Raw genomic sequence first — 17,763 nt, forward strand, 5'->3', positions numbered from 1 at the left:
TGCCCATGCACGGCAACCACAACATGGCAACGCCGAGCCAACAGCAGATGCTTCGCTCGTCGACCGTCCCCTCCGCATCGCAATACAAGCGCAATCCGGATGGTTCTTACCAGATTCCGGGCTCGGAAATGGTCATGGCCGACAACGATATCTTTTATATGGTGCTGTTGGATCAGCTGGAGTATGTCAAAAGGCGCAATAGTGATGGTATCGCCTGGGATGCCGAAGGATGGGTGGGACGTGACTACGGCAGGCTTTGGCTCAAAACAGAAGGCGAGCGTATTGAAGGTAGATCGGAAGGCTCGATCGAAGCGCTTTATTCCAAGCCCATTGCCGCGTTCTGGGACGCGCAAGTCGGAGTCCGACATGACTTTGGGGAGGGGCCGAGCCGTCAATGGCTGGCCCTGGCGATCCAGGGTACCGCGCCCTACTGGTTCGATGTTGAAGGTGCGCTTTACCTGGGGTCCGCCGGCAGGGTTGGCGCACGCTTCAAGACCGACTACAGCTTCCGGCTCAGTCAAACGGCATTTCTTACCCCGGAAGTCGAAGTCAATGCCTATAACAAGTCTGATCGTGCACGTGGCATCGGGAGCGGCCTGTCGGATATCCAATTCGGATTGCGTCTTCGGTACGAACTCCGTAGAGAAGTGGCTCCCTATATTGGCGTGACGTGGGGGCGCAAGCTCGGTCGAACAGCGGATTTCGCGCGCGAGGAAGGTGAATCACCCATTGAGCGCCAAGTGGTCGCAGGAGTGCGTATCTGGTTCTGACCCTAACCTCAAGACTTAATGATTATTAACGGCTTGCGCAACCTCTGTTGCGCTGGCCAGGAACGGCCTGTGTTCAGGTGTTGTCGCGGTCTTGCTGAAACTCGACCTGCGTTCAAACCGGCAGATGCAAGGTTGGTAGTCCAATTCACGTTGGTAAGCCCGATAACGAAAGCGTCGATGCGATCCACGCCGTGGCGATAGATGCCTTCGACAAAGCGAGTTGGTTGGTACAGGGGCATTGCAGGTCCAACAATCCCGAGCGTTATAAATCCAGATGGAGAACACTATGCAGATACCTTATTTGAAAACGTGTACCGCGACGGCCGTCGTCTTGCTGCTTGTCGGTTGTGCGGGCAATGCACCGCAGTCAACCGCTCAAGGTTCGTCCTCGACGTCTGCTGCCGTACGTGGGGCAGCGACGTCGGCACCAAGGCCTTCTGCCACGTCTTCCGCCGGCACTGCAAATACGAATATGCAAGGTATGAGCCACGGCACTGGCTCCATGGCGGGGATGGACCATTCATCGATGGCCAACATGAAGGGAATGGATCACTCCCAGCATATGCAAGGCGCCGGGACGGCCCAGGGCGGCAGCCAGACATCGGCCAGCAACCATTCCATGGGACACGGCAGCGGGGGGCACGGCGAATCCGCAGCGGGACGGCCTGGCACCGCAGGGCAAGTCACCCGCACCGTCAACGTCACCGCGCTTGATACCATGCGGTTTGATCCGTCAACCTTCGCTGTGAAGTCTGGCGAGACGATCCAATTTGTCGTGACGAACAAGGGAAAGGTGCCACATGAGTTTGTCGTTGGCACGGCGGAAGAGCAAAAGGAACATGAGCAAATGATGCAAAAGATGCCGGGCATGAAACACGATGACCCGAATGCCATCACGCTGGCGCCAGGGGAAACCAAGAGCCTCATCTGGCAATTCGGCCGGAGCGCCAATGTCGAAATCGGCTGCCATATCCCAGGACACTACCCGGCGGGCATGGTGAGCAAGGTCACCGTCAGCGGGGCCGGCAGCCGATAGGTTACTTCGGCCGCATCTGCAGCACGGCGTTACCACGGGCTCCTTGCCAGTATTTACCGACAGCGAGGGGGCGATGGTTCCTTGAGCGGCATCTTCCCTTCCTGGAGAGCCAGGTCATGGCGTCGGGTCAGTGCTTCACGGGAAACAAAAGCGTGAACGTTGTCATTTCATTAGGGGTGCTCGACACCATCGCCTGACCACCATGGAGTTTCATGATGGAAGCGACGATGGCCAAGCCGAGCCCGGTGGAAGATGTGGATTGGCTGCGCGCCTCGTCCACCCGGTAGAACCGGTCGAACAGGCGTGGCAGGTGTTCGGCATCGATGCCTTGGCCGGGGTTACTGACGCTAATGAGGGTACTCGTTGGCTTCTGTTCCACGTGCAACGACACCGTGCCGCCGGAAGGGGTATAGCGTATCGCGTTGGAGACAAGGTTGTTGACCGCCCGGCGGAACAACGCGGGATCGGCGTTGACGGTGGCACTGCCTTCGACGTCAAGACGGACGCCAACATCTTCAGCAATACCTTCGAAATACTCGGCGATACGCTGCAGCTCCTCCTTGCCATCGAGGGCGCTACGGCTGAGCGCCACCTGCGCATTGTCGGCCCTGGCAAGAAAAAGCATGCTTTCCACCATGCGGGTCAGTCGCTCATACTCCTCCAGCCCGGAACCGAGCAAGGCAACGTATTCCTCCTCGGCCCTTGGTTTGGAAAGCGCCACCTGCGTCTGCATGGTCAGGTTGTATAACGGAGTACGCAGGTCATGGGCAAGATCGGCGGAAAACTGGGATAGCCGTTGAAAACTTTCCTGCAAACGATCGAGTACCGCATTAAAGGATTTCACGAGAGCCTGCAGCTCAGAGGGGACGGCACTCGCATCAAGGCGCTTGTCCAGGCGGCGCGCCGTAATGGAATGCGCTTGTTGCGCAACCGCTTTAACTGGTCGCAACGAACGCCGCACTACGATGAAGCCAAGCATGGCTGCGCACGCCGCGCCGGCCAGAACGGCTCCGAGAATGTCCATCAGGTACTCGCCCAGCAATTCCATGCGCTCTGACGCGGTGCGCGCAACGATGATCTGCACCTGCGTCGTTGGATCGGCAAGCCTGCCCCACGCTGATATCGTCGTCGCCACTTTCCCGGGCGCGTACCTCCATACCTGTAATGCGCTTTCCGCGGGGACGCGATCAGCGGGCACAACTTCAATGTCAGGCAGTGAAACGGCATCGTTCCGGTTGCGCATCAGTATCTGTCCATCTGCAGCGCGTAGAAACACGATCAAGCCGTCGTGGCCGGTGGCGACGTCGACGAAGCGATGCTGGTGTTCGATAATCGCGCGCACCGAGGGCGTCTCAATGAGGATATGCCGATACTGCTCGATCTTTCCAATCAGTTCATGTTCATCCCTGGACTGCAACTGAACGGCCAGCGAGCGATACAAATAGGCGCCGACGACGCTGAGCGTGAGCAAGGCTGCGGCGGCAAACAGCAATGCCAAACGCGTAGTAAGCGAATGCGGCAAAAAGCGAATCACCCACGTTCCTCCAGCACATAACCCATGCCGCGCACCGTATGGACCAGTTTGCTGGAATACGGATCGTCCACCTTCACACGTAACCGTCGTATCGCCACATCGACGACGTTGGTATCGCTATCGAAATTCATATCCCAGACTTGCGAAGCGATCAATGAACGGGAGAGAACTTCTCCTTTGCGCTTCGCCAGCAGATGCAGTAATGCAAATTCCTTGGCAGTGAGGTCGATCCTTTCGCCGGCGCGGGTCACTCGCCGCTTGAGTACGTCAATTTCCATGTCCGCAATCTTGAGAAGTTCTGCCTCGCGGATGGGACCGCGCCTGAGCAGGGTGCGGATGCGGGCAAGAAGTTCGGCAAACGCGAACGGCTTGATGAGGTAATCGTCTGCGCCGAGTTCCAGTCCCTTGACGCGGTCCTCAAGCTGGTCCTTTGCAGTCAGGAACAGCACTGGCGTTTCCTTTGTTTTACGCAGCTCCTGGATGACCTTCCAGCCATCAAGCCCCGGAAGCATGACGTCAAGCACGATGACATCGTAGGTGTTGGTCTGCGCCATATTCAGGCCATCCAACCCATTCTGTGCCAGATCGACGACAAAGCCGGACTCGGAGAGTCCTTTACGGAGGTATTCCCCGGCTTTGGTTTCGTCTTCCACTACTAGGACCCGCATGGTTCTCCCTATTCTTCGCTATCAGTTGATGCATATTTTCACCGATAAACCTCAATTTCCACATTACAAAGCTGTAATGTTCAGGCGCCAAAGAGAATGCATGCACACAGCAAGCACTTCGCCGTCATGACCGCGGCTGATATCGACCTCCTCGATATGGGAAGGAGGGGCGTTGCCGTGACTTTTTTATATGCTAGACTAAAATGATGGGCCGATTCGCCAAGATGCTATGGATATGGATGCTAATCCTTGTGCTACCTGTGCAAGCAGTAGCCTCTGCGAACAGTGTGTCTTGCGGTCCTTGGCACCACGCGGCGGCATCTATTGCAAAGAACCAACGTGCGGCGTATTCGGCTAATAAAAAGGTCACCGTGACGCTTGCTGGCCATGATGTCGGCATCGGTGCCGACAAGGTCGCCCTGCAACCTGGACAATCGCGCGACACGTCCCCCAGTCAGGATGTGCGCAGCAGTGCATGCGCTATGTGCTGCATCAGCGCTTCAGTTCTTCCAACCCGGAACTCGTGGCGTCCAGCCATTGGACATGAAGCCGCTTTCGGCGCTCATCCTATAACACTTTTCACCAGTTACATTCCAGCTCGCCTGGAGCGACCTCCACGTTCTTCCTGACCGTGAAGGTTCCATCTCGTACTCTGATCAACGGAATGCATCCAGTTGCGACAGGCTTCCTTGCTGACTCGTTGCTTGACATGCTGCCCTCCTGCATCCTGTCCCGCCGGTGTGAGTGGGCCGACAGGGCGCAGAATCGAGGTGGTTCGACCGCAGGAACAAGCTGATTGGACTTGTTCGGTAAATAAGAAGCCATCGGGGAACATGGCCGACCCAGCGAGTCTATATACATTAACCAGAGACATGGCAGATTGACCTTGTCCTTTGCATCAGGGAGAACCAAGCGTACCAACATTAACTCTTTTGGAGCAAAACCATGACTATGACTACCCAGTCTCAAACGCAGGCGAACCCGCAAATGCAGCAGCACATGATGGAATGTATCCAGAACTGTCTGGATTGCGCGCGCGCCTGTGAAATGTGTGCCGCCGAATGCATTCGAATGGACATGCCCGGTATGGCAGAGTGTATCGCTGCATGCTTGGATTGCGCCGATATTTGCTTGCTTGATGCGCGTTTGATGAGCAGAAATTCACCAATGCACTTTGACACGTGCGCTCTGTGCGCCCAGATCTGCACAACATGTGGCGATATTTGCGAGCGGATGGCCGGATCGCATTCCGGACAGAGCGCCACGATGATGCAAGAGTGTGTGGAAGCTTGCCGCCGTTGCGCTCAGTCTTGCAGTGCGATGGCATCGATGCGGACAGCGATGCATTAATGTTCCCGGGCGGGGCTATCAGTGCTCCGCTCAATTTTCAGAGAGAAGACATGTTTTACACCGGTGGGCCATTGCCTTCATCAATGTTACCAACCCTAGGCATTGTGGGTGCCCTCATCTTATTGACTGTTTTAGGCTTCTATTATTATCTGCGCCAACAGCACAAGCGGCCGAAGCCTTCGGGTCGAAAATCCAAAGCGGCTCCCGCGTCAACGTCATTGGCGATACGGAAGAAGAAAAGGTAGCGCCATCTTCGCGCCTGGACGGTTTCGCGTCAGGCACATGCCGTGTTTCCAGGCGTGGCAGCGCGACACCCGCGGTATGACGTAGTCGCCATCCCTCGTTTCCACCCTCATCACCGGTTGTTGTACCGCTCAGGTCAGCGGCTGCCCAACGATACTTCAGGAGAGGGTAGCGCAAAGCATTACGCAGTTGTAATGGGCATGTCAGACTCGCGTTGCCACCCGGCTCCTAAACTTGCACTCATGGATCGATGCAGTAAGAAAGCGATCCGGAAGTTTTCCCCCATTATCCATAGGAGTGCAAAATGAAATCGATCTCGCTGTCCGTTGCTGTTATTGTAGGTTTGCTGTCTGCTGGAATCGGCTCGACAGCTCTGGCCGACGATAAATGGATCGGCGATCAGGGCACTAACTGGCAGGAGCATATCCGTTCAACCAAATCGCGAGCACAGGTCCAGGAAGAACTCAGGCAGGCGCAGGCGCAGGGTCTCATTGGTGTCGGTGATGAACCATTCTATCCTTATCAGCCTAAGTTCGTCTCCTCGAGAAGCCGCGCGGAGGTCAGGGCCGAAGCGATTCAGGCTAATGCCAATCGGATTGGCGCTCTTGACGAGCTTTACCGCGGTGGCAATTAAGGACGACCGGCGTACCTGCTGTCAGAAAGAGCGCAGAGAGGCTCTCTTCTTCAGAAGTACTGGAGCCACTTGCACTTACGCGGGTAAGCGATTTCTGGGCTCGCTCTCTCATTGATCAAGCCAATGCCCTGCAAAGGGCTTGATCAATGAGATGACTGTTCAGCTGACGAATTTGTCAACGCGTGCTACCGCGATGGTTTGATCTTGACTGGGGACAGCTTGATCCCCCACCCCCAGCCATGTGCGCGCCAAGGCTAACGGTCGCAACCTCGGGAGCGCTGCCATGCAAGGAGGGCTTATGCCGCGCAAGACCGGACTTGACGGCAACATACCCCCGTTCCCGTTACTGACGCCTATTTATCGGGTGCTTGTGGAAGAGGACGGCTCGGCTACGGCATTGATCACATCATCCTGCAGGAATGTGCTAAGGGCTGCCACAAATTCCGCTGGCCGTTCGACCTGAGGCAAATGCCCGCATTCCGGAATCAGCACCATCCTGCCTCGCCGTAGGTGGCGCGCGGCGGCAGTGCCATGGCGGCTAGGGACAACTTGATCGTCCTCGCCCCAGACGACCAGGGTCGGAATCTCCAATTGCACTAGCAGATCCAGAAGGACCTCTCTTTGCCCGGTCAGCCCAAGCTGCCCCCGTACCGGAGCCACCACGCCCCCCATGATATGTCCTTGCTGGCGAGCCAGACGGAAGGCGTTCGAATACCAGGACAGTGGAATGCGGTGCGGCCGGGAAAAGGCAATCGATGCGAGCATCCATGTCCATTGGCTTGCCCCCCACGGCGTTGTGCACCATAGGCTGATGGTTTCCCCGACAAAGGGAAGGGCAAGCATGACCAGCAGCGGGTGTGTTTCCCGCCCGAGCGCCGCGCTGTCGGCGAGACAAAGGGCCGTAACGCGCTCCTGTGCAGCTAGCACAAATCGTAATGCAATCAGACCTCCATGCGAGCTTCCCACCAATGCCACGCGCGATAGTTCAAGCTCGTCCAGAAATGCGGCAAGGAAGTCAGAATAGTACGAAGGTGGGGTAACCGCAGAAGCGAGCTTGCCGCTTTGTGCCGCACCTGGTAGATCGATAGCATAGACGCGATGCGTACGCGCCAGCTCGGGAATGACGTGCTGCCACGTTGCCCAGTTTTCCCCTTGCCCGTGAAGAAGAATCATGGCCGGCCCGGCGCCCGCGGTGACGTAATGGACCTTCACGCCGTTGACTGTCGCCCATTCCTCCCTCATGTCCGGCTGAGGCGTACCTGAAATCGTGCCAATCATTCGATGTTTTCCCAAAATCTCGGTTAGTGTCCAGCATGGCAACAAAGTTGCAGGTTCTGAAGCGTTGCGAAGTCGGCTTTTATTAGCGAAACGGGAGCGTTCGCACAGTCGCGTGTCATCGGTCGCGAATGCGAAACAATCCTTGACCTTGCCATCGCTGGAAGGTCTATTGTTACGATAACGCCTCAGGAGAATTAGATGGATACAGTCGTAAGCAATAAGGCCGGGATGACGGATGTCACTTTCAGAATCGAAGGAATGACTTGTGCATCCTGCGTCGCACGGGTTGAGAAAGCGTTGAAAACAGTCCCGGGTGTGGAAACGGCCTCGGTAAATCTTGCAACCGAGAAAGTTACCGTACGGTCTGAGGCCGCAGTTGGGATCGATGCGCTCTCCGCTGCAGTGAAAAAAGTGGGTTACGCGGTCCCCGAAGAGGAAGTAACACTCGCAATTTCCGGCATGACCTGCGCATCGTGCGTGGCTCGTGTTGAAAAGGCGATCACAAAAGTGCCTGGAGTCACCAGTGTATCGGTCAATCTCGCCACGGAAAAGGCACAGATCAAGACGACCGGCGTGGCCATCGAAGCGCTCCTCGCCGCCGTTCAGAAGGCCGGGTATGAAGCCGCGACTCCTACCTCCGACAGGCGAGATCCTTCCCCGGCGCACGCACTTCCGGGCTGGTGGCCGGTTGCCTTGTCGTCGGCCCTGAGTCTCCCCCTCATCGCGCCGATGTTCATGCTTCCCTTCGGCAGGGACTGGATGCTGCCCGGCTGGATACAGCTTCTTCTTGCCACCCCGGTACAGTTCTGGCTCGGCGCCCGGTTCTACAAGGCCGGATGGAAGGCGCTGCTTTCACGTTCGGGCAACATGGATCTGCTTGTCGCTATTGGCACCAGCGCAGCGTATGGCCTATCGGTGTATCTGTTGTTCGCTCATGGTGACCATGGCGCCATGCAGCACTTGTACTTCGAGTCTTCCGCTGTTGTCATCACGCTTGTGCTGCTTGGAAAATGGCTGGAAGCCCGCGCCAAGCAACAGACGGTCTTTGCCTTACGTGCACTTGAATCGTTGCGCGCAACCACGGCGATGGTTCGTCGCGACGGGCTCGACGTTGAGATCCCGACCGCACAGGTTCGGGTTGGAGACAGGGTGATCGTGCGGCCGGGCGATCGTGTCCCTGTTGACGGGATTGTGGTCGAAGGCGCCAGCCACCTGGACGAGTCATTGCTCACCGGGGAAAGCCTTCCGGTAGCCAAGTCAGTCGGCGACCAGGCCACCGGCGGCGCCGTGAACGCTGACGGCTTGTTGATTTTAGAAGCGACTGCGGTGGGCGGCGCAACCATGCTGTCGCAGATCATCAAGATGGTCGAGGACGCGCAGGCGGTCAAGGCACCGATCCAGCGCCTGGTCGACAAAGTCAGCGCGGTCTTCGTACCGGTGGTTTTGCTGATTTCCGGTGTGACTTTTTTTGGCTGGGGACTACTGACCGGTGATTGGCAGCAGGCCTTGCTTAACGCCGTTGCGGTACAAGTGATTGCCTGTCCGTGTGCGCTGGGTCTGGCCACACCGACTTCGATCATGGCGGGCACTGGTATTGCAGCCAAATACGGCATCCTGATCAAGGATGCAGAGGCGCTCGAAACCGCCCATGCGGTCACCGCAGTCGCTTTCGACAAGACCGGTACGCTGACCGAAGGAAAGCCAGCCCTGGTCGCTCTTGAAGCCCGTGACGGGTCCGAGCGGGACGCTTTCGAGCATGCGTGGGCTGTGCAGCAATACAGCGATCATCCGCTTGCCAAAGCCGTTACCGCGGCTGCGGCAGACCGCGGCGTTACGTTACATGCTGCGACCGGTGCCAAGGCATTGCCGGGACGCGGCGTGCAGGCCGAGGTTGGCGGCGTGAGCGTCTACCTTGGCAATAGGCGGCTCATGCAGGAACTGGGTGTGGCGACGACCGCGATGGAAGAAATCGCTCGCTCTCATGAGGTGGCAGGCAGAACGGTCTCATGGCTTGCGGTGCGGTCCGATACCGGGATGGAAGTGGAGGGGCTGCTTGCCTTCGGAGACACATTGAAACCGTCCGCGAAACATGCAGTGGCCAGGCTCAAGGACATGGGGATTCATGCAGTGATGCTAACTGGCGATAACCCCGGTAGCGCGAGGATGGTGGCGGCGGCAGTCGGGATCAGCGAGTTTCGCGCGGAAGTGCTCCCGGCCGACAAAGCCGATGTCATCACTAACCTCAAGAGCAATGGCCGAAAGGTGGCCATGGTCGGTGACGGCATCAATGATGCGCCGGCGCTGGCCGCTGCCGACGTCGGGATTGCGATGTCGACCGGTACCGATGTGGCAATGCATACCGCGGGCATTACCCTGATGCGGGGCGACCCGGCACTGGTTGCCGACGCAATCGACGTGTCAAAACGGACTTACCGAAAGATTCAGCAAAACCTGTTCTGGGCATTCATCTATAACCTGGTCGGCATTCCGCTGGCAGCATTTGGTGTGCTGAACCCGGTGATCGCGGGGGCGGCAATGGCATTCAGTTCAGTGAGCGTCGTCAGCAACGCATTGCTGCTTCGCCGTTGGAAGCCACGATCGGCTGTGAACTGAGGGTAAAGCGACGTTACATGCTATCGGACGCGAAATTAGCCCTGTACCGTCAGGAAATCGAAACGGAGGAAGTCGATGATGAATATTGGTGAAGCCGCAAAAGCCTCGGGTGTCAGCGCCAAGCTCATCCGATATTATGAAAGCATCGAGTTGGTCCCCCCGAGCGCGCGTACCGATGCAGGCTACCGGAAGTACACAGAGCAAGATATCCAGATGCTGCGTTTTATCAAGCGGTCCCGCGACCTCGGCTTTTCCATTGAACGCATCAAATCCCTGCTCGCGCTATGGGAAGACCGTTCCCGCAAGAGTGCCGAAGTCAAGACGCTCGCGCGCCAGCATATGGCTGAACTCGACAGGGATATCGAAAAGCTGCAATCGATTCGCAACCAATTGCAGCATCTGGTCGAGCATTGCAACGGCGATCAGCGACCGGACTGCCCGATCATCGAAGATCTCGCGACCAGCCATTGCGCTCCATTGGCAATACATCATTAAGGCCGTTAGCCTTGCATCGAAGGTAGGGGCGGACAGGGGCGATGGCAAAGGCGCGAGCGGAGCCCGCGCCTGCAAGCGTTCGGTCACATGATCCTGGTAACCCGTCAGGGCAAGTTCAAGCTGATTTCCTTATCCATTGGCGGATAACATACTCCGGTTTTCTCATTACAACCCTGATACCCTGCTGCCAGCGTCAGCGATCTTGCCGCCGGCGCGCGCTCGAGCGTGATCTCGGCCTGTGTCGGTTTCTCGTAGGTTTCCATCCTTCCGAACGTTGGGTCGTTCTTCACCTTCCCGGCAGGGAGCTTGACGGATTTAATCGCAATTCCCTTTGTATTTTTGAGTGCAAAGCGAATGCGTTCGCGATAAAGATAGTAACCAGGAGCCGGTATCAGCTCGGCGATCAAGGTGGTGGGTCCCGAGGCGGTGACTTTCAGCTGAAATGCCTTGTCTGGCTCCAGCAGCGCTTCTTCCTTGGATTCAGAGAACAAGTCGCCAAGACGCTTTTGCACACCGGCCGTCAAGGATTGCTGGGCAAGGCTGTACGACGCGGGAATGAGCGTAACAGTCGAGAGGACGACAGCGTAAAGCCACCGGGTTTTAGGCAACAAGAATTTCATGGCAAGGTCATTATTCAATAGATGAGGTCCAAGGTATTGCGCTTTCGGCCAACGAACATAACGTATCTCGGCTAGCCGCAGTTATTTGTGCAGCCGGATGTCGCCTGCGCAACATCTTGATCAGGAAGACGATAGACTGGTGCGAATCCGCCCCCCGCGGTGCGGAAGTTCGTCGTTTGCCCTTGATACAGGCGTGCAGCGATCCATTGTATCTGTCCTTGATAGGCATAGCAGCGGATGTCAAATTTCAGGGATCCAGGCGCGTCCGCCGATCCCGACACGCGGTCCCCCGGTGCCATGATGTGTTGTGCGACGTAGCCGCCCGCCAGAATGTCTTGCCAGACGCGCTTGGTCAGTTTGTCACCACGGTATGCGGCCCGGCTGCCATAGCCGGCTGATGGCTTGAAAAACAGATTGCGACGGTGCGCCCATAAGCGATCCGCTTGTGCCGGGTCGATCACCTCGGTCGGAAGGATGTGCTGCAACAGCACATCCCGATCCTCCTGAGAGGCTCCCAGCTTCGTGAGACAGTCGGCGTTGCTGAACAGGGTCATGTTGCGTTTGTCTGCATAGAGCGCATGCGCCTGCGGATGCGGGGTAAGGACCACGGCGTTCGTCAGATAGGCGGTACGCAGGACCGCACTCGCCGGGTCGTCCAGCATGAAGTCGGTTAGCCGGTTATAAACAAGGTCAATCTCCAGCGCGCCATGCGTCAGCTTACCATCATGGATGCTGAGCTCCGACGGATCCGCAATCACCGCCTGGAGGCCGTTACGTGCGAACATCTTCTGGAACAGCACAAACTCGGGATACAGGTATTGCTGACGAGGGTCCTTGTCAACAATGGCAATCGTGCGCAATGGCCGTTCACGTTTAGCGATCGCCCACTCGTCAAGAAACATGCTGACGATGCGCTTTTCTAACGTGCCTGCCTGGTCGGTCGCTAATGCCATCGTCTGGTTATCGAGGCAACAGGCGTGGTGGGCACGCGCCATGACCGCGTTGAGCATTGCACCGCCGGCGTTCGTGTTAATTTCGATCACGCCGACGCTATCACCCGCAACGTGGAAGTCATAGCCGAAAAAGACGCCTTTCGCGCCACCGGGATCGTGACGTGCTATCTCCGGTGCAGTCTCAAGCACGTGTTCCCGATACGCTGGCAGGGCAACCACGGCCTCCACCGCGCGGATGACGGCGGCCATCCGCGCCGCCTGCTCCTCCGAGATGAACACAGGGCGTGCGGAGAACAGGTAAGGGCTGCGTTCCTCGACTAGAGCGGTCAGATCCGGTGACCCCAGTTCGCTGATTAAGGCTTGTTTCAGTGTGTCGGAATTGAGGCTCACGCAGAAGCAATGGCTATTTAACCGTTGACTTATCAATTGGCCGTCTCTCCAGAATAGCGCCGGGCGGCCGTGCGACCAGCCCCAAGGTAGTCATGCCTGGCTCCCAGTACCACGCAACCGCAACGCGTTGGTGATTACGGAAACTGAGCTCAAACTCATCGCAAGCGCGGCAATCATCGGAGAAAGCAACTGGCCCGTGAACGGATAGAGCAGTCCCGCTGCCAGCGGAATGCCCATCGCATTGTAAATGAATGCAAACCCCAGATTTTGGCGCATGTTTCGTACTGTGTCGACGGAGAGGCTGCGTGCCCGGGCAATCGCACGCAAGTCGCCTTTGACCAGCGTGACATGGGCACTGTTGATGGCGACGTCGGTGCCGGTTCCCATCGCGATGCCGACGTTGGACTTTGCAAGCGCCGGCGCGTCATTGATGCCGTCTCCGGCCATCGCAACCCGCTTTCCGTCGGTTTGAAACCGTTCCACCAGCGTCAGCTTGTCTTGGGGCTTGACTTCACCATAGACCTCATCAATACCGAGGCGCCGGGCCACGGATTTGGCCGTGGTGACGCCGTCCCCGGTGGCCATCACTACTTTCAAGCCGGCGGACTTCAGCACTTCCAGTGCCTCCGGCGTCGTTGCCTTGACCGGGTCGGATACCGCCAGCAAGCCGACCAACGCGCCGTTGGCGGCAAGATACATGACGCTCGCGCCTTCATTGCGTAACTCTTCGGCACGGTTACCAAGGATCTGCCAGTTGACGTTTTCCTGGTCCATCAACGCCGTATTGCCGAGGGCGATGCGCCGCCCGGCAACGATGCCGCGCACGCCGATCCCACTCGAGGATTCGAACGTCTCAGGCTTGTCCAGAGCAAGGCCGCGCCGACGGGCTTCATCGACGATCGCATGGGCTAACGGATGTTCGCTGCCCTGGTCAATACTGGCCGCAATCTGCAGCACATCGGTGTCGGTGTAACCCGGTGCAGCAGCCACCCGGTCGAAAGCGGGTTTGCCTTCGGTCAGGGTGCCGGTTTTATCGACAATGAGCGTATCGATTTTGCGCATTTCCTCGATGGCGGCCGCATCACGAAACAGGATGCCCTGCGTGGCAGCGCGTCCGGTGGATGCCATGATGGACATCGGCGTGGCCAGGCCGAGGGCACAAGGACAGGCGATGATCAGCACCGCAACGGCATTGACAAAGCCATAGACCCAGCTCGGTTCCGGGCCAAAGAGACCCCAGCCGAGCAACGTAAGGATGGCGATGCCGACCACGACAACCACAAAATAACCAGCCACGACATCGGCTAATCGCTGCATCGGCGCACGGGAACGCTGGGCATTGGCCACCATTTGCACGATCTGCGAAAGCATGGTCTGCGAACCGACCTTGTCGGCACGCATGACCAGGCTGCCGCTGGTATTGATCGTGGCGCCGATCAGCTTGTCGCCTTGCCGCTTGGTGACCGGGACAGGCTCTCCTGTGAGCATCGATTCATCAAGGGCGCTTTCCCCCTCCAGCACTTCGCCATCGACCGGGACTTTTTCCCCGGGGCGTACCCGCAACCGGTCGCCAATATGGACATGCGTCAGGGGGACGTCTTCCTCGGTGCCATCATCGAGTATCCGACGGGCGGTTTTCGGTGCGAGCCCAAGGAGTGATTTGATTGCCGCCGAGGTCTGCGAGCGTGCACGTAATTCAAGAATCTGCCCCAGCAGCGTTAGCGAAATGATGACCGCGGCCGCTTCGTAATAGACGCCGACGCGTCCGTGCATCTGGAATGTGGAGGGAAACAGGTCAGGGGCAACCGTTGCGACGACGCTGTATGCATAGGCAGCTCCGGTGCCCGTGCCGATCAGCGTCCACATGTTGGGGCTGCGGTTCGTAATCGACTGCAACCATCGCACGAAAAATGGCCAGCCCGCATAAAGAACGACCGGCGTACTGAGTGCCAGCTCAATCCAGCTTTGACCGGGCAAGCCTTGCGCAAAAATCCGATGGCCGAACATCGCCAGAACGGTGACGACAACAGTCAGCGGTAATGTCCACCAAAAGCGGCGGCGAAAGTCGACCAGTTCCGGATTGTCTTCTTCATCCAGCGACGGCATCATCGGCTCAAGTGCCATGCCGCATTTCGGGCAATTGCCAGGCGCTGGCTGCCTGATTTCCGGGTGCATCGGGCAGGTATAGATGGTACCTTCCGGCATTGCCTGCGCGGGCTCGGCTTTGACCGGATTCAGATAAGCGTCGGGGTGGGCTTTGAATTTCTCCATGCACTTGGCGCTGCAGAAATGATAAGCGGTCCCCTGGTATTCGATGGTCTTATCAGGATTCGCACCGACTTTCATTCCGCATACCGGGTCCGTGAATGGCTTGTCCGCAACGACGGCCGTGACGGCATCGTCGTGTCCATGGTGATGACCGTGATGATGATCTTGGTGCGGTCGGTCGGATTGGCGATTCATGAACCCTCCTGCGGCATGTTGTTATAGACGGTTGAACTCGTTAGGTTTTGTATGAACTGGCGGGACAGAGGCTGACGGCAGCGCTTCCGTGTCCGCTGCCTCCCGCCTTTGATGGTGGTGCGCGTGGCTCCCATGGCCATGATGAAACAGATGCATCAACGGACAGGCCAGAAGGAAGAGATAGGGCAATAGCTCTGCGCCCTGACCTTTGTATTCGGTCCATACGACATAGGCAGCCACGACCAGAATGGCGGTGACTATCCATTTGACGCGGGTGGCGACGGAAAAACGTACTGAGTAGCGATGCGTATTCATGGTAGGCTCCTGGGTCACGTAGGAATCGGGATTTGTGTAACGCAGGGTGGGGCTATCTGCACTTCTCATCCATCATCGCCATGTGCTGCCTTCGCATTTCCGGAGACATGGACTTCATGTGTTGAGTCATCATGGCGTCCCGCTCCTCGGGCGTTTTCTTCGCCATCATGTTGTGATGCATGGCGCACATCGACTTCATGTCCATCTGTCCCATCATCCCCATTTGGCCCGGGCCGCTGGTCCCGGCGCGCTGGTGTGCCAGGTGGTCTACGGTACCCGCGGTACCAACCTTGTCCGGGGAGGCACAAGCGGCGAGAACCCCCGCCAACATGATCGGGGTGAGACGGCGCATTAAATTAGATCTTGAATTCATGACGACAGTCCTTGGCAAGTGATTGACGTGGCGCTACCTGACCCATCGTATAAAATGACACCTTAAAATTAAATGACCTAGGTCAAGTTTGGCCGGATGAGTCCGCCGACCTGCAATCTGAAACTCGCCCGGCTATGCATTCTCTTTAGCGTGGTTGATGGAATACTTCGGAATCTCGACGACGACATCCTGAGCGCCAAGTCGGGCCTGGCAGGACAGGCGGGAGTGGGGTTGAAGACCCCATGCCTGATCTAGCATGTCTTCTTCATTGTCATCCATCGGATTGAGCGAATCGAATCCTTGCTTCACAATGACATGACAGGTCGTGCAGGCGCCAACCTTGCCGCAAGCGTGCTCAATCTCAACGCCATGGTCGAGCAGAGCATCACAAATCGAGGTGCCGGATGCGACTTCCATCGATGCGCCGCCCGGTGCATATTCAGCATGTGGCTGTACCTTGATCGTGGCCATGCCTAGGTTCCTTTAGTTGAAGTTGGTGGAGTGAAGCTCACTCCACCATCGGTCTACAGGGTCGCGCTGGCGACGACTGGGTAGCCAGCATCGGCGATTGCCGAAGACACTTTTTCCAGTGGAACACTGGTGTCAATGCGGACCTTTTTCGCTTTCAGATCCACATCGACCTTCGCATTGCTGTCGACTGCCCGCACCGACCGGGTAACGCTGTTGGCGCAACCACCGCACGTCATGCCCTCCACTTGAAGCTCGTACATAGTGTTACCTCCATGGTTGAACGAGATCCCACTATAGACCTTCCAGCGATAGGAAGGTCAAGACCTATTTCAACGAGGTATCTGCATCGTTATCACTGCCTTGTGGAAGAGGCAGTTGCGCTGGTTTGTACTCGCGCACCGGTACCGGGCTGATAGTCACAGATCGAGAATTGCTTGCACAACATGTCACGCATGTCATTGATATCCCTGACCTGACTCTGGACAATGCCTTCGCAATACTCTTTCAGCTTATGATGATCGATATCGCGCTTGACTTGGCAATCGAGGCTGGGGTGCAGGGCCGCATAGTGGTGATTGCTGAATAGCTGGAGGAAGGCTTGCTCAAATTGTGCGCCTCCAGGTGTTTGTTCAAGCACCTGAATCAGTTGTTGCCCATCAGTGCGTAAGGTCGGGGTATGGGTGGCACCATACCAGTCTTTGAGAAATTTTTGGGCCTTCGCGATTTCTTCCCGCTGCATGCGGTTGGCCATCCGCGCCATCGACTTGATGTCTTCCATGCCGGCCTTCGGTGGAGTTGCATTCGTGCCGGGAGTCGGGGAAGTGCCTTCCTGAGGATTGTTGACTGCGGGGTCACGCTGGAGGTCGGTGCCAGCAGCGAGTTCCGTCATGCGCAGCGCAGAGTAATGGTGATCGATGATGAAAGTAAGGTAGTCGCGTTCGAACTGTGCGGTCTGGCCTCGCCCAGGTCCTTCTGCCTGCGCAGATGTTACGACAAGCGCCGCGCTGCCCAAGACTGTTAGCGCGACCCCTTTCATCCATCGGCGTGCGCCAGAAAATGTCTGGGCACTAATTACATCCTGTTTGAATCGGTAAGCCATGGTGCGATTCCTTTGAAGTGAGTGTCAGAACGATGCGGTACTTATCCTCCTTGAGCGTTCGACGCAGCTTTATAGCTGCTTTCCTCATGCATTACTTACCGGCAAGCTTCCATTCCTTCTTCCATTTCGACAGTTGAGCAATTTCCTTTTTTTGTTCATCGATGATCTTCTTGGCAAGATCCTTGACTTCCTTGTGCTGCGCCTTGCCGGCGGCGAGTTGCGCCATCTCAATGGCCATTTGATGGTGCGCCGACATCGTGTCAAGAAATTGGAGGTCAAACGGCGCTTTTTCCGCGCCGGGTGAGCTTTGCATACCTGCGTGCCCCATCTGGGCACCGGATCCTTGTCCGCCATGCATGCCCGAATGCTGGGTGTCTTTTTGTTGCGAGGCGACGGGGCCGCTGAAGGCGAGGGCGGTCACCGCAATAGTGACCAGGGACGTGATACGCATAGTTCCT

General features: G+C 57.3%; 18 protein-coding genes. 6 read left to right on the top strand and 12 right to left on the bottom strand.

The features are described from left to right. Window positions 1–23: 23 nt before the first annotated feature. The gene (locus tag IGW03_RS28780) at window positions 24–770 is read left to right on the top strand and encodes a copper resistance protein B (protein WP_225984964.1); all 747 of its coding nucleotides are present in this window, start codon (window positions 24–26) and stop codon (window positions 768–770) included. A gap of 286 nt (window positions 771–1,056) precedes the next feature. Continuing rightward, entirely contained in the window at window positions 1,057–1,806 is a 750-nt protein-coding gene (locus IGW03_RS38370) for a cupredoxin domain-containing protein (RefSeq protein ID WP_225984963.1), read from the top strand. Window positions 1,807–1,933: 127 nt separating this feature from the next. On the opposite strand, the gene IGW03_RS28790 is transcribed toward IGW03_RS38370, so the two are convergent. Together IGW03_RS28790 and IGW03_RS28795 are read right to left on the bottom strand one after the other, a co-directional pair. Further along, entirely contained in the window at window positions 1,934–3,340 is a 1,407-nt protein-coding gene (locus IGW03_RS28790; RefSeq protein ID WP_225984884.1) for a heavy metal sensor histidine kinase, read from the bottom strand. Further along, on the bottom strand, window positions 3,337–4,008 hold the full coding sequence (locus IGW03_RS28795) for a heavy metal response regulator transcription factor (RefSeq protein ID WP_151638642.1): 672 nt from the start codon (window positions 4,006–4,008) through the stop codon (window positions 3,337–3,339). The genes IGW03_RS28790 and IGW03_RS28795 overlap by 4 nt, the downstream gene beginning before the upstream one ends. Before the next feature lie 999 nt (window positions 4,009–5,007). On the opposite strand from IGW03_RS28795, the gene IGW03_RS38375 reads away from it, so the two are divergent. Together IGW03_RS38375 and IGW03_RS28800 are read left to right on the top strand one after the other, a co-directional pair. Further along, window positions 5,008–5,358 (top strand): four-helix bundle copper-binding protein, encoded by a 351-nt coding sequence (locus tag IGW03_RS38375; protein ID WP_500048345.1) that lies wholly within the window; start codon window positions 5,008–5,010, stop codon window positions 5,356–5,358. A gap of 547 nt (window positions 5,359–5,905) precedes the next feature. Beyond that, entirely contained in the window at window positions 5,906–6,235 is a 330-nt protein-coding gene (locus tag IGW03_RS28800) for a DUF4148 domain-containing protein (protein WP_194725959.1), read from the top strand. A gap of 357 nt (window positions 6,236–6,592) precedes the next feature. Here the strand turns inward: IGW03_RS28800 and IGW03_RS28805 are convergent, their stop codons facing one another. Then, window positions 6,593–7,513, bottom strand: a complete 921-nt coding sequence (locus IGW03_RS28805; protein WP_151638640.1) for an alpha/beta fold hydrolase — start codon at window positions 7,511–7,513, stop codon at window positions 6,593–6,595. A 198-nt stretch (window positions 7,514–7,711) separates the two neighbouring features. Here IGW03_RS28805 and IGW03_RS28810 point away from each other — a divergent pair, with 198 nt between their 5' ends. Then, complete coding sequence (locus tag IGW03_RS28810; RefSeq protein WP_151638639.1) at window positions 7,712–10,126, top strand: heavy metal translocating P-type ATPase; 2,415 nt, start codon at window positions 7,712–7,714, stop codon at window positions 10,124–10,126. Between the two features lie 78 nt (window positions 10,127–10,204). Continuing rightward, window positions 10,205–10,621 carry a Cu(I)-responsive transcriptional regulator gene (cueR, locus tag IGW03_RS28815; RefSeq protein WP_151638653.1) on the top strand — a complete coding sequence of 139 codons (417 nt, stop codon included), beginning with the start codon at window positions 10,205–10,207 and terminating at the stop codon, window positions 10,619–10,621. 104 nt (window positions 10,622–10,725) lie between these two features. Here the strand turns inward: cueR and IGW03_RS28820 are convergent, their stop codons facing one another. The 9 genes from IGW03_RS28820 to IGW03_RS28860 all read right to left on the bottom strand — a co-directional run bounded on the left by IGW03_RS28820 (window position 10,726) and on the right by IGW03_RS28860 (window position 17,756). Beyond that, window positions 10,726–11,241, bottom strand: coding sequence for a protein-disulfide reductase DsbD N-terminal domain-containing protein (locus IGW03_RS28820; RefSeq protein ID WP_151638638.1), 516 nt, complete (start codon window positions 11,239–11,241; stop codon window positions 10,726–10,728). A gap of 71 nt (window positions 11,242–11,312) precedes the next feature. Further along, the gene (locus tag IGW03_RS28825; protein ID WP_225984883.1) at window positions 11,313–12,584 is read right to left on the bottom strand and encodes a hypothetical protein; all 1,272 of its coding nucleotides are present in this window, start codon (window positions 12,582–12,584) and stop codon (window positions 11,313–11,315) included. Window positions 12,585–12,674: 90 nt separating this feature from the next. After that, window positions 12,675–15,047 (bottom strand): heavy metal translocating P-type ATPase, encoded by a 2,373-nt coding sequence (locus tag IGW03_RS28830; RefSeq protein ID WP_151638636.1) that lies wholly within the window; start codon window positions 15,045–15,047, stop codon window positions 12,675–12,677. Window positions 15,048–15,068: 21 nt separating this feature from the next. Beyond that, window positions 15,069–15,362: a DUF2933 domain-containing protein gene (locus IGW03_RS28835; protein WP_151638635.1), complete on the bottom strand. Its 294-nt coding sequence runs from the start codon at window positions 15,360–15,362 to the stop codon at window positions 15,069–15,071. 52 nt (window positions 15,363–15,414) lie between these two features. After that, on the bottom strand, window positions 15,415–15,735 hold the full coding sequence (locus IGW03_RS28840; RefSeq protein ID WP_151638634.1) for a hypothetical protein: 321 nt from the start codon (window positions 15,733–15,735) through the stop codon (window positions 15,415–15,417). Between the two features lie 132 nt (window positions 15,736–15,867). After that, window positions 15,868–16,206 (bottom strand): ISC system 2Fe-2S type ferredoxin, encoded by a 339-nt coding sequence (gene fdx, locus IGW03_RS28845; protein ID WP_151638633.1) that lies wholly within the window; start codon window positions 16,204–16,206, stop codon window positions 15,868–15,870. 53 nt (window positions 16,207–16,259) lie between these two features. Continuing rightward, complete coding sequence (locus tag IGW03_RS28850; protein ID WP_151638632.1) at window positions 16,260–16,466, bottom strand: heavy-metal-associated domain-containing protein; 207 nt, start codon at window positions 16,464–16,466, stop codon at window positions 16,260–16,262. Between the two features lie 92 nt (window positions 16,467–16,558). After that, a complete protein-coding gene (locus tag IGW03_RS28855) occupies window positions 16,559–17,305 on the bottom strand; it encodes a DUF305 domain-containing protein (RefSeq protein WP_151638631.1) in 747 nt (248 codons plus the stop codon). Between the two features lie 91 nt (window positions 17,306–17,396). Continuing rightward, the gene (locus IGW03_RS28860) at window positions 17,397–17,756 is read right to left on the bottom strand and encodes a DUF305 domain-containing protein (protein WP_194725960.1); all 360 of its coding nucleotides are present in this window, start codon (window positions 17,754–17,756) and stop codon (window positions 17,397–17,399) included. Between the last annotated feature and the right edge of the window lie 7 nt (window positions 17,757–17,763).

Origin of the sequence: Noviherbaspirillum malthae (genome assembly GCF_015352985.1) — a bacterium.
Taxonomy (GTDB): Bacteria; Pseudomonadota; Gammaproteobacteria; order Burkholderiales; family Burkholderiaceae_D; genus Noviherbaspirillum; species Noviherbaspirillum malthae.

Excerpts from the sequence above, each read along its gene's own strand:
- fdx (WP_151638633.1), bottom strand. The coding sequence starts at position 16,206 with ATGGCCACGATCAAGGTACAGCCACATGCTGAATATGCACCGGGCGGC.
- IGW03_RS28820 (WP_151638638.1), bottom strand. The coding sequence starts at position 11,241 with ATGAAATTCTTGTTGCCTAAAACCCGGTGGCTTTACGCTGTCGTCCTC.
- IGW03_RS28850 (WP_151638632.1), bottom strand. The coding sequence starts at position 16,466 with ATGTACGAGCTTCAAGTGGAGGGCATGACGTGCGGTGGTTGCGCCAAC.
- IGW03_RS28800 (WP_194725959.1), top strand. The coding sequence starts at position 5,906 with ATGAAATCGATCTCGCTGTCCGTTGCTGTTATTGTAGGTTTGCTGTCT.
- IGW03_RS28810 (WP_151638639.1), top strand. The coding sequence starts at position 7,712 with ATGGATACAGTCGTAAGCAATAAGGCCGGGATGACGGATGTCACTTTC.
- IGW03_RS28830 (WP_151638636.1), bottom strand. The coding sequence starts at position 15,047 with ATGAATCGCCAATCCGACCGACCGCACCAAGATCATCATCACGGTCAT.
- IGW03_RS28855 (WP_151638631.1), bottom strand. The coding sequence starts at position 17,305 with ATGGCTTACCGATTCAAACAGGATGTAATTAGTGCCCAGACATTTTCT.
- IGW03_RS38375 (WP_500048345.1), top strand. The coding sequence starts at position 5,008 with ATGATGGAATGTATCCAGAACTGTCTGGATTGCGCGCGCGCCTGTGAA.
- IGW03_RS38370 (WP_225984963.1), top strand. The coding sequence starts at position 1,057 with ATGCAGATACCTTATTTGAAAACGTGTACCGCGACGGCCGTCGTCTTG.
- cueR (WP_151638653.1), top strand. The coding sequence starts at position 10,205 with ATGAATATTGGTGAAGCCGCAAAAGCCTCGGGTGTCAGCGCCAAGCTC.
- IGW03_RS28795 (WP_151638642.1), bottom strand. The coding sequence starts at position 4,008 with ATGCGGGTCCTAGTAGTGGAAGACGAAACCAAAGCCGGGGAATACCTC.
- IGW03_RS28805 (WP_151638640.1), bottom strand. The coding sequence starts at position 7,513 with ATGATTGGCACGATTTCAGGTACGCCTCAGCCGGACATGAGGGAGGAA.
- IGW03_RS28840 (WP_151638634.1), bottom strand. The coding sequence starts at position 15,735 with ATGAATTCAAGATCTAATTTAATGCGCCGTCTCACCCCGATCATGTTG.
- IGW03_RS28860 (WP_194725960.1), bottom strand. The coding sequence starts at position 17,756 with ATGCGTATCACGTCCCTGGTCACTATTGCGGTGACCGCCCTCGCCTTC.
- IGW03_RS28835 (WP_151638635.1), bottom strand. The coding sequence starts at position 15,362 with ATGAATACGCATCGCTACTCAGTACGTTTTTCCGTCGCCACCCGCGTC.
- IGW03_RS28780 (WP_225984964.1), top strand. The coding sequence starts at position 24 with ATGGCAACGCCGAGCCAACAGCAGATGCTTCGCTCGTCGACCGTCCCC.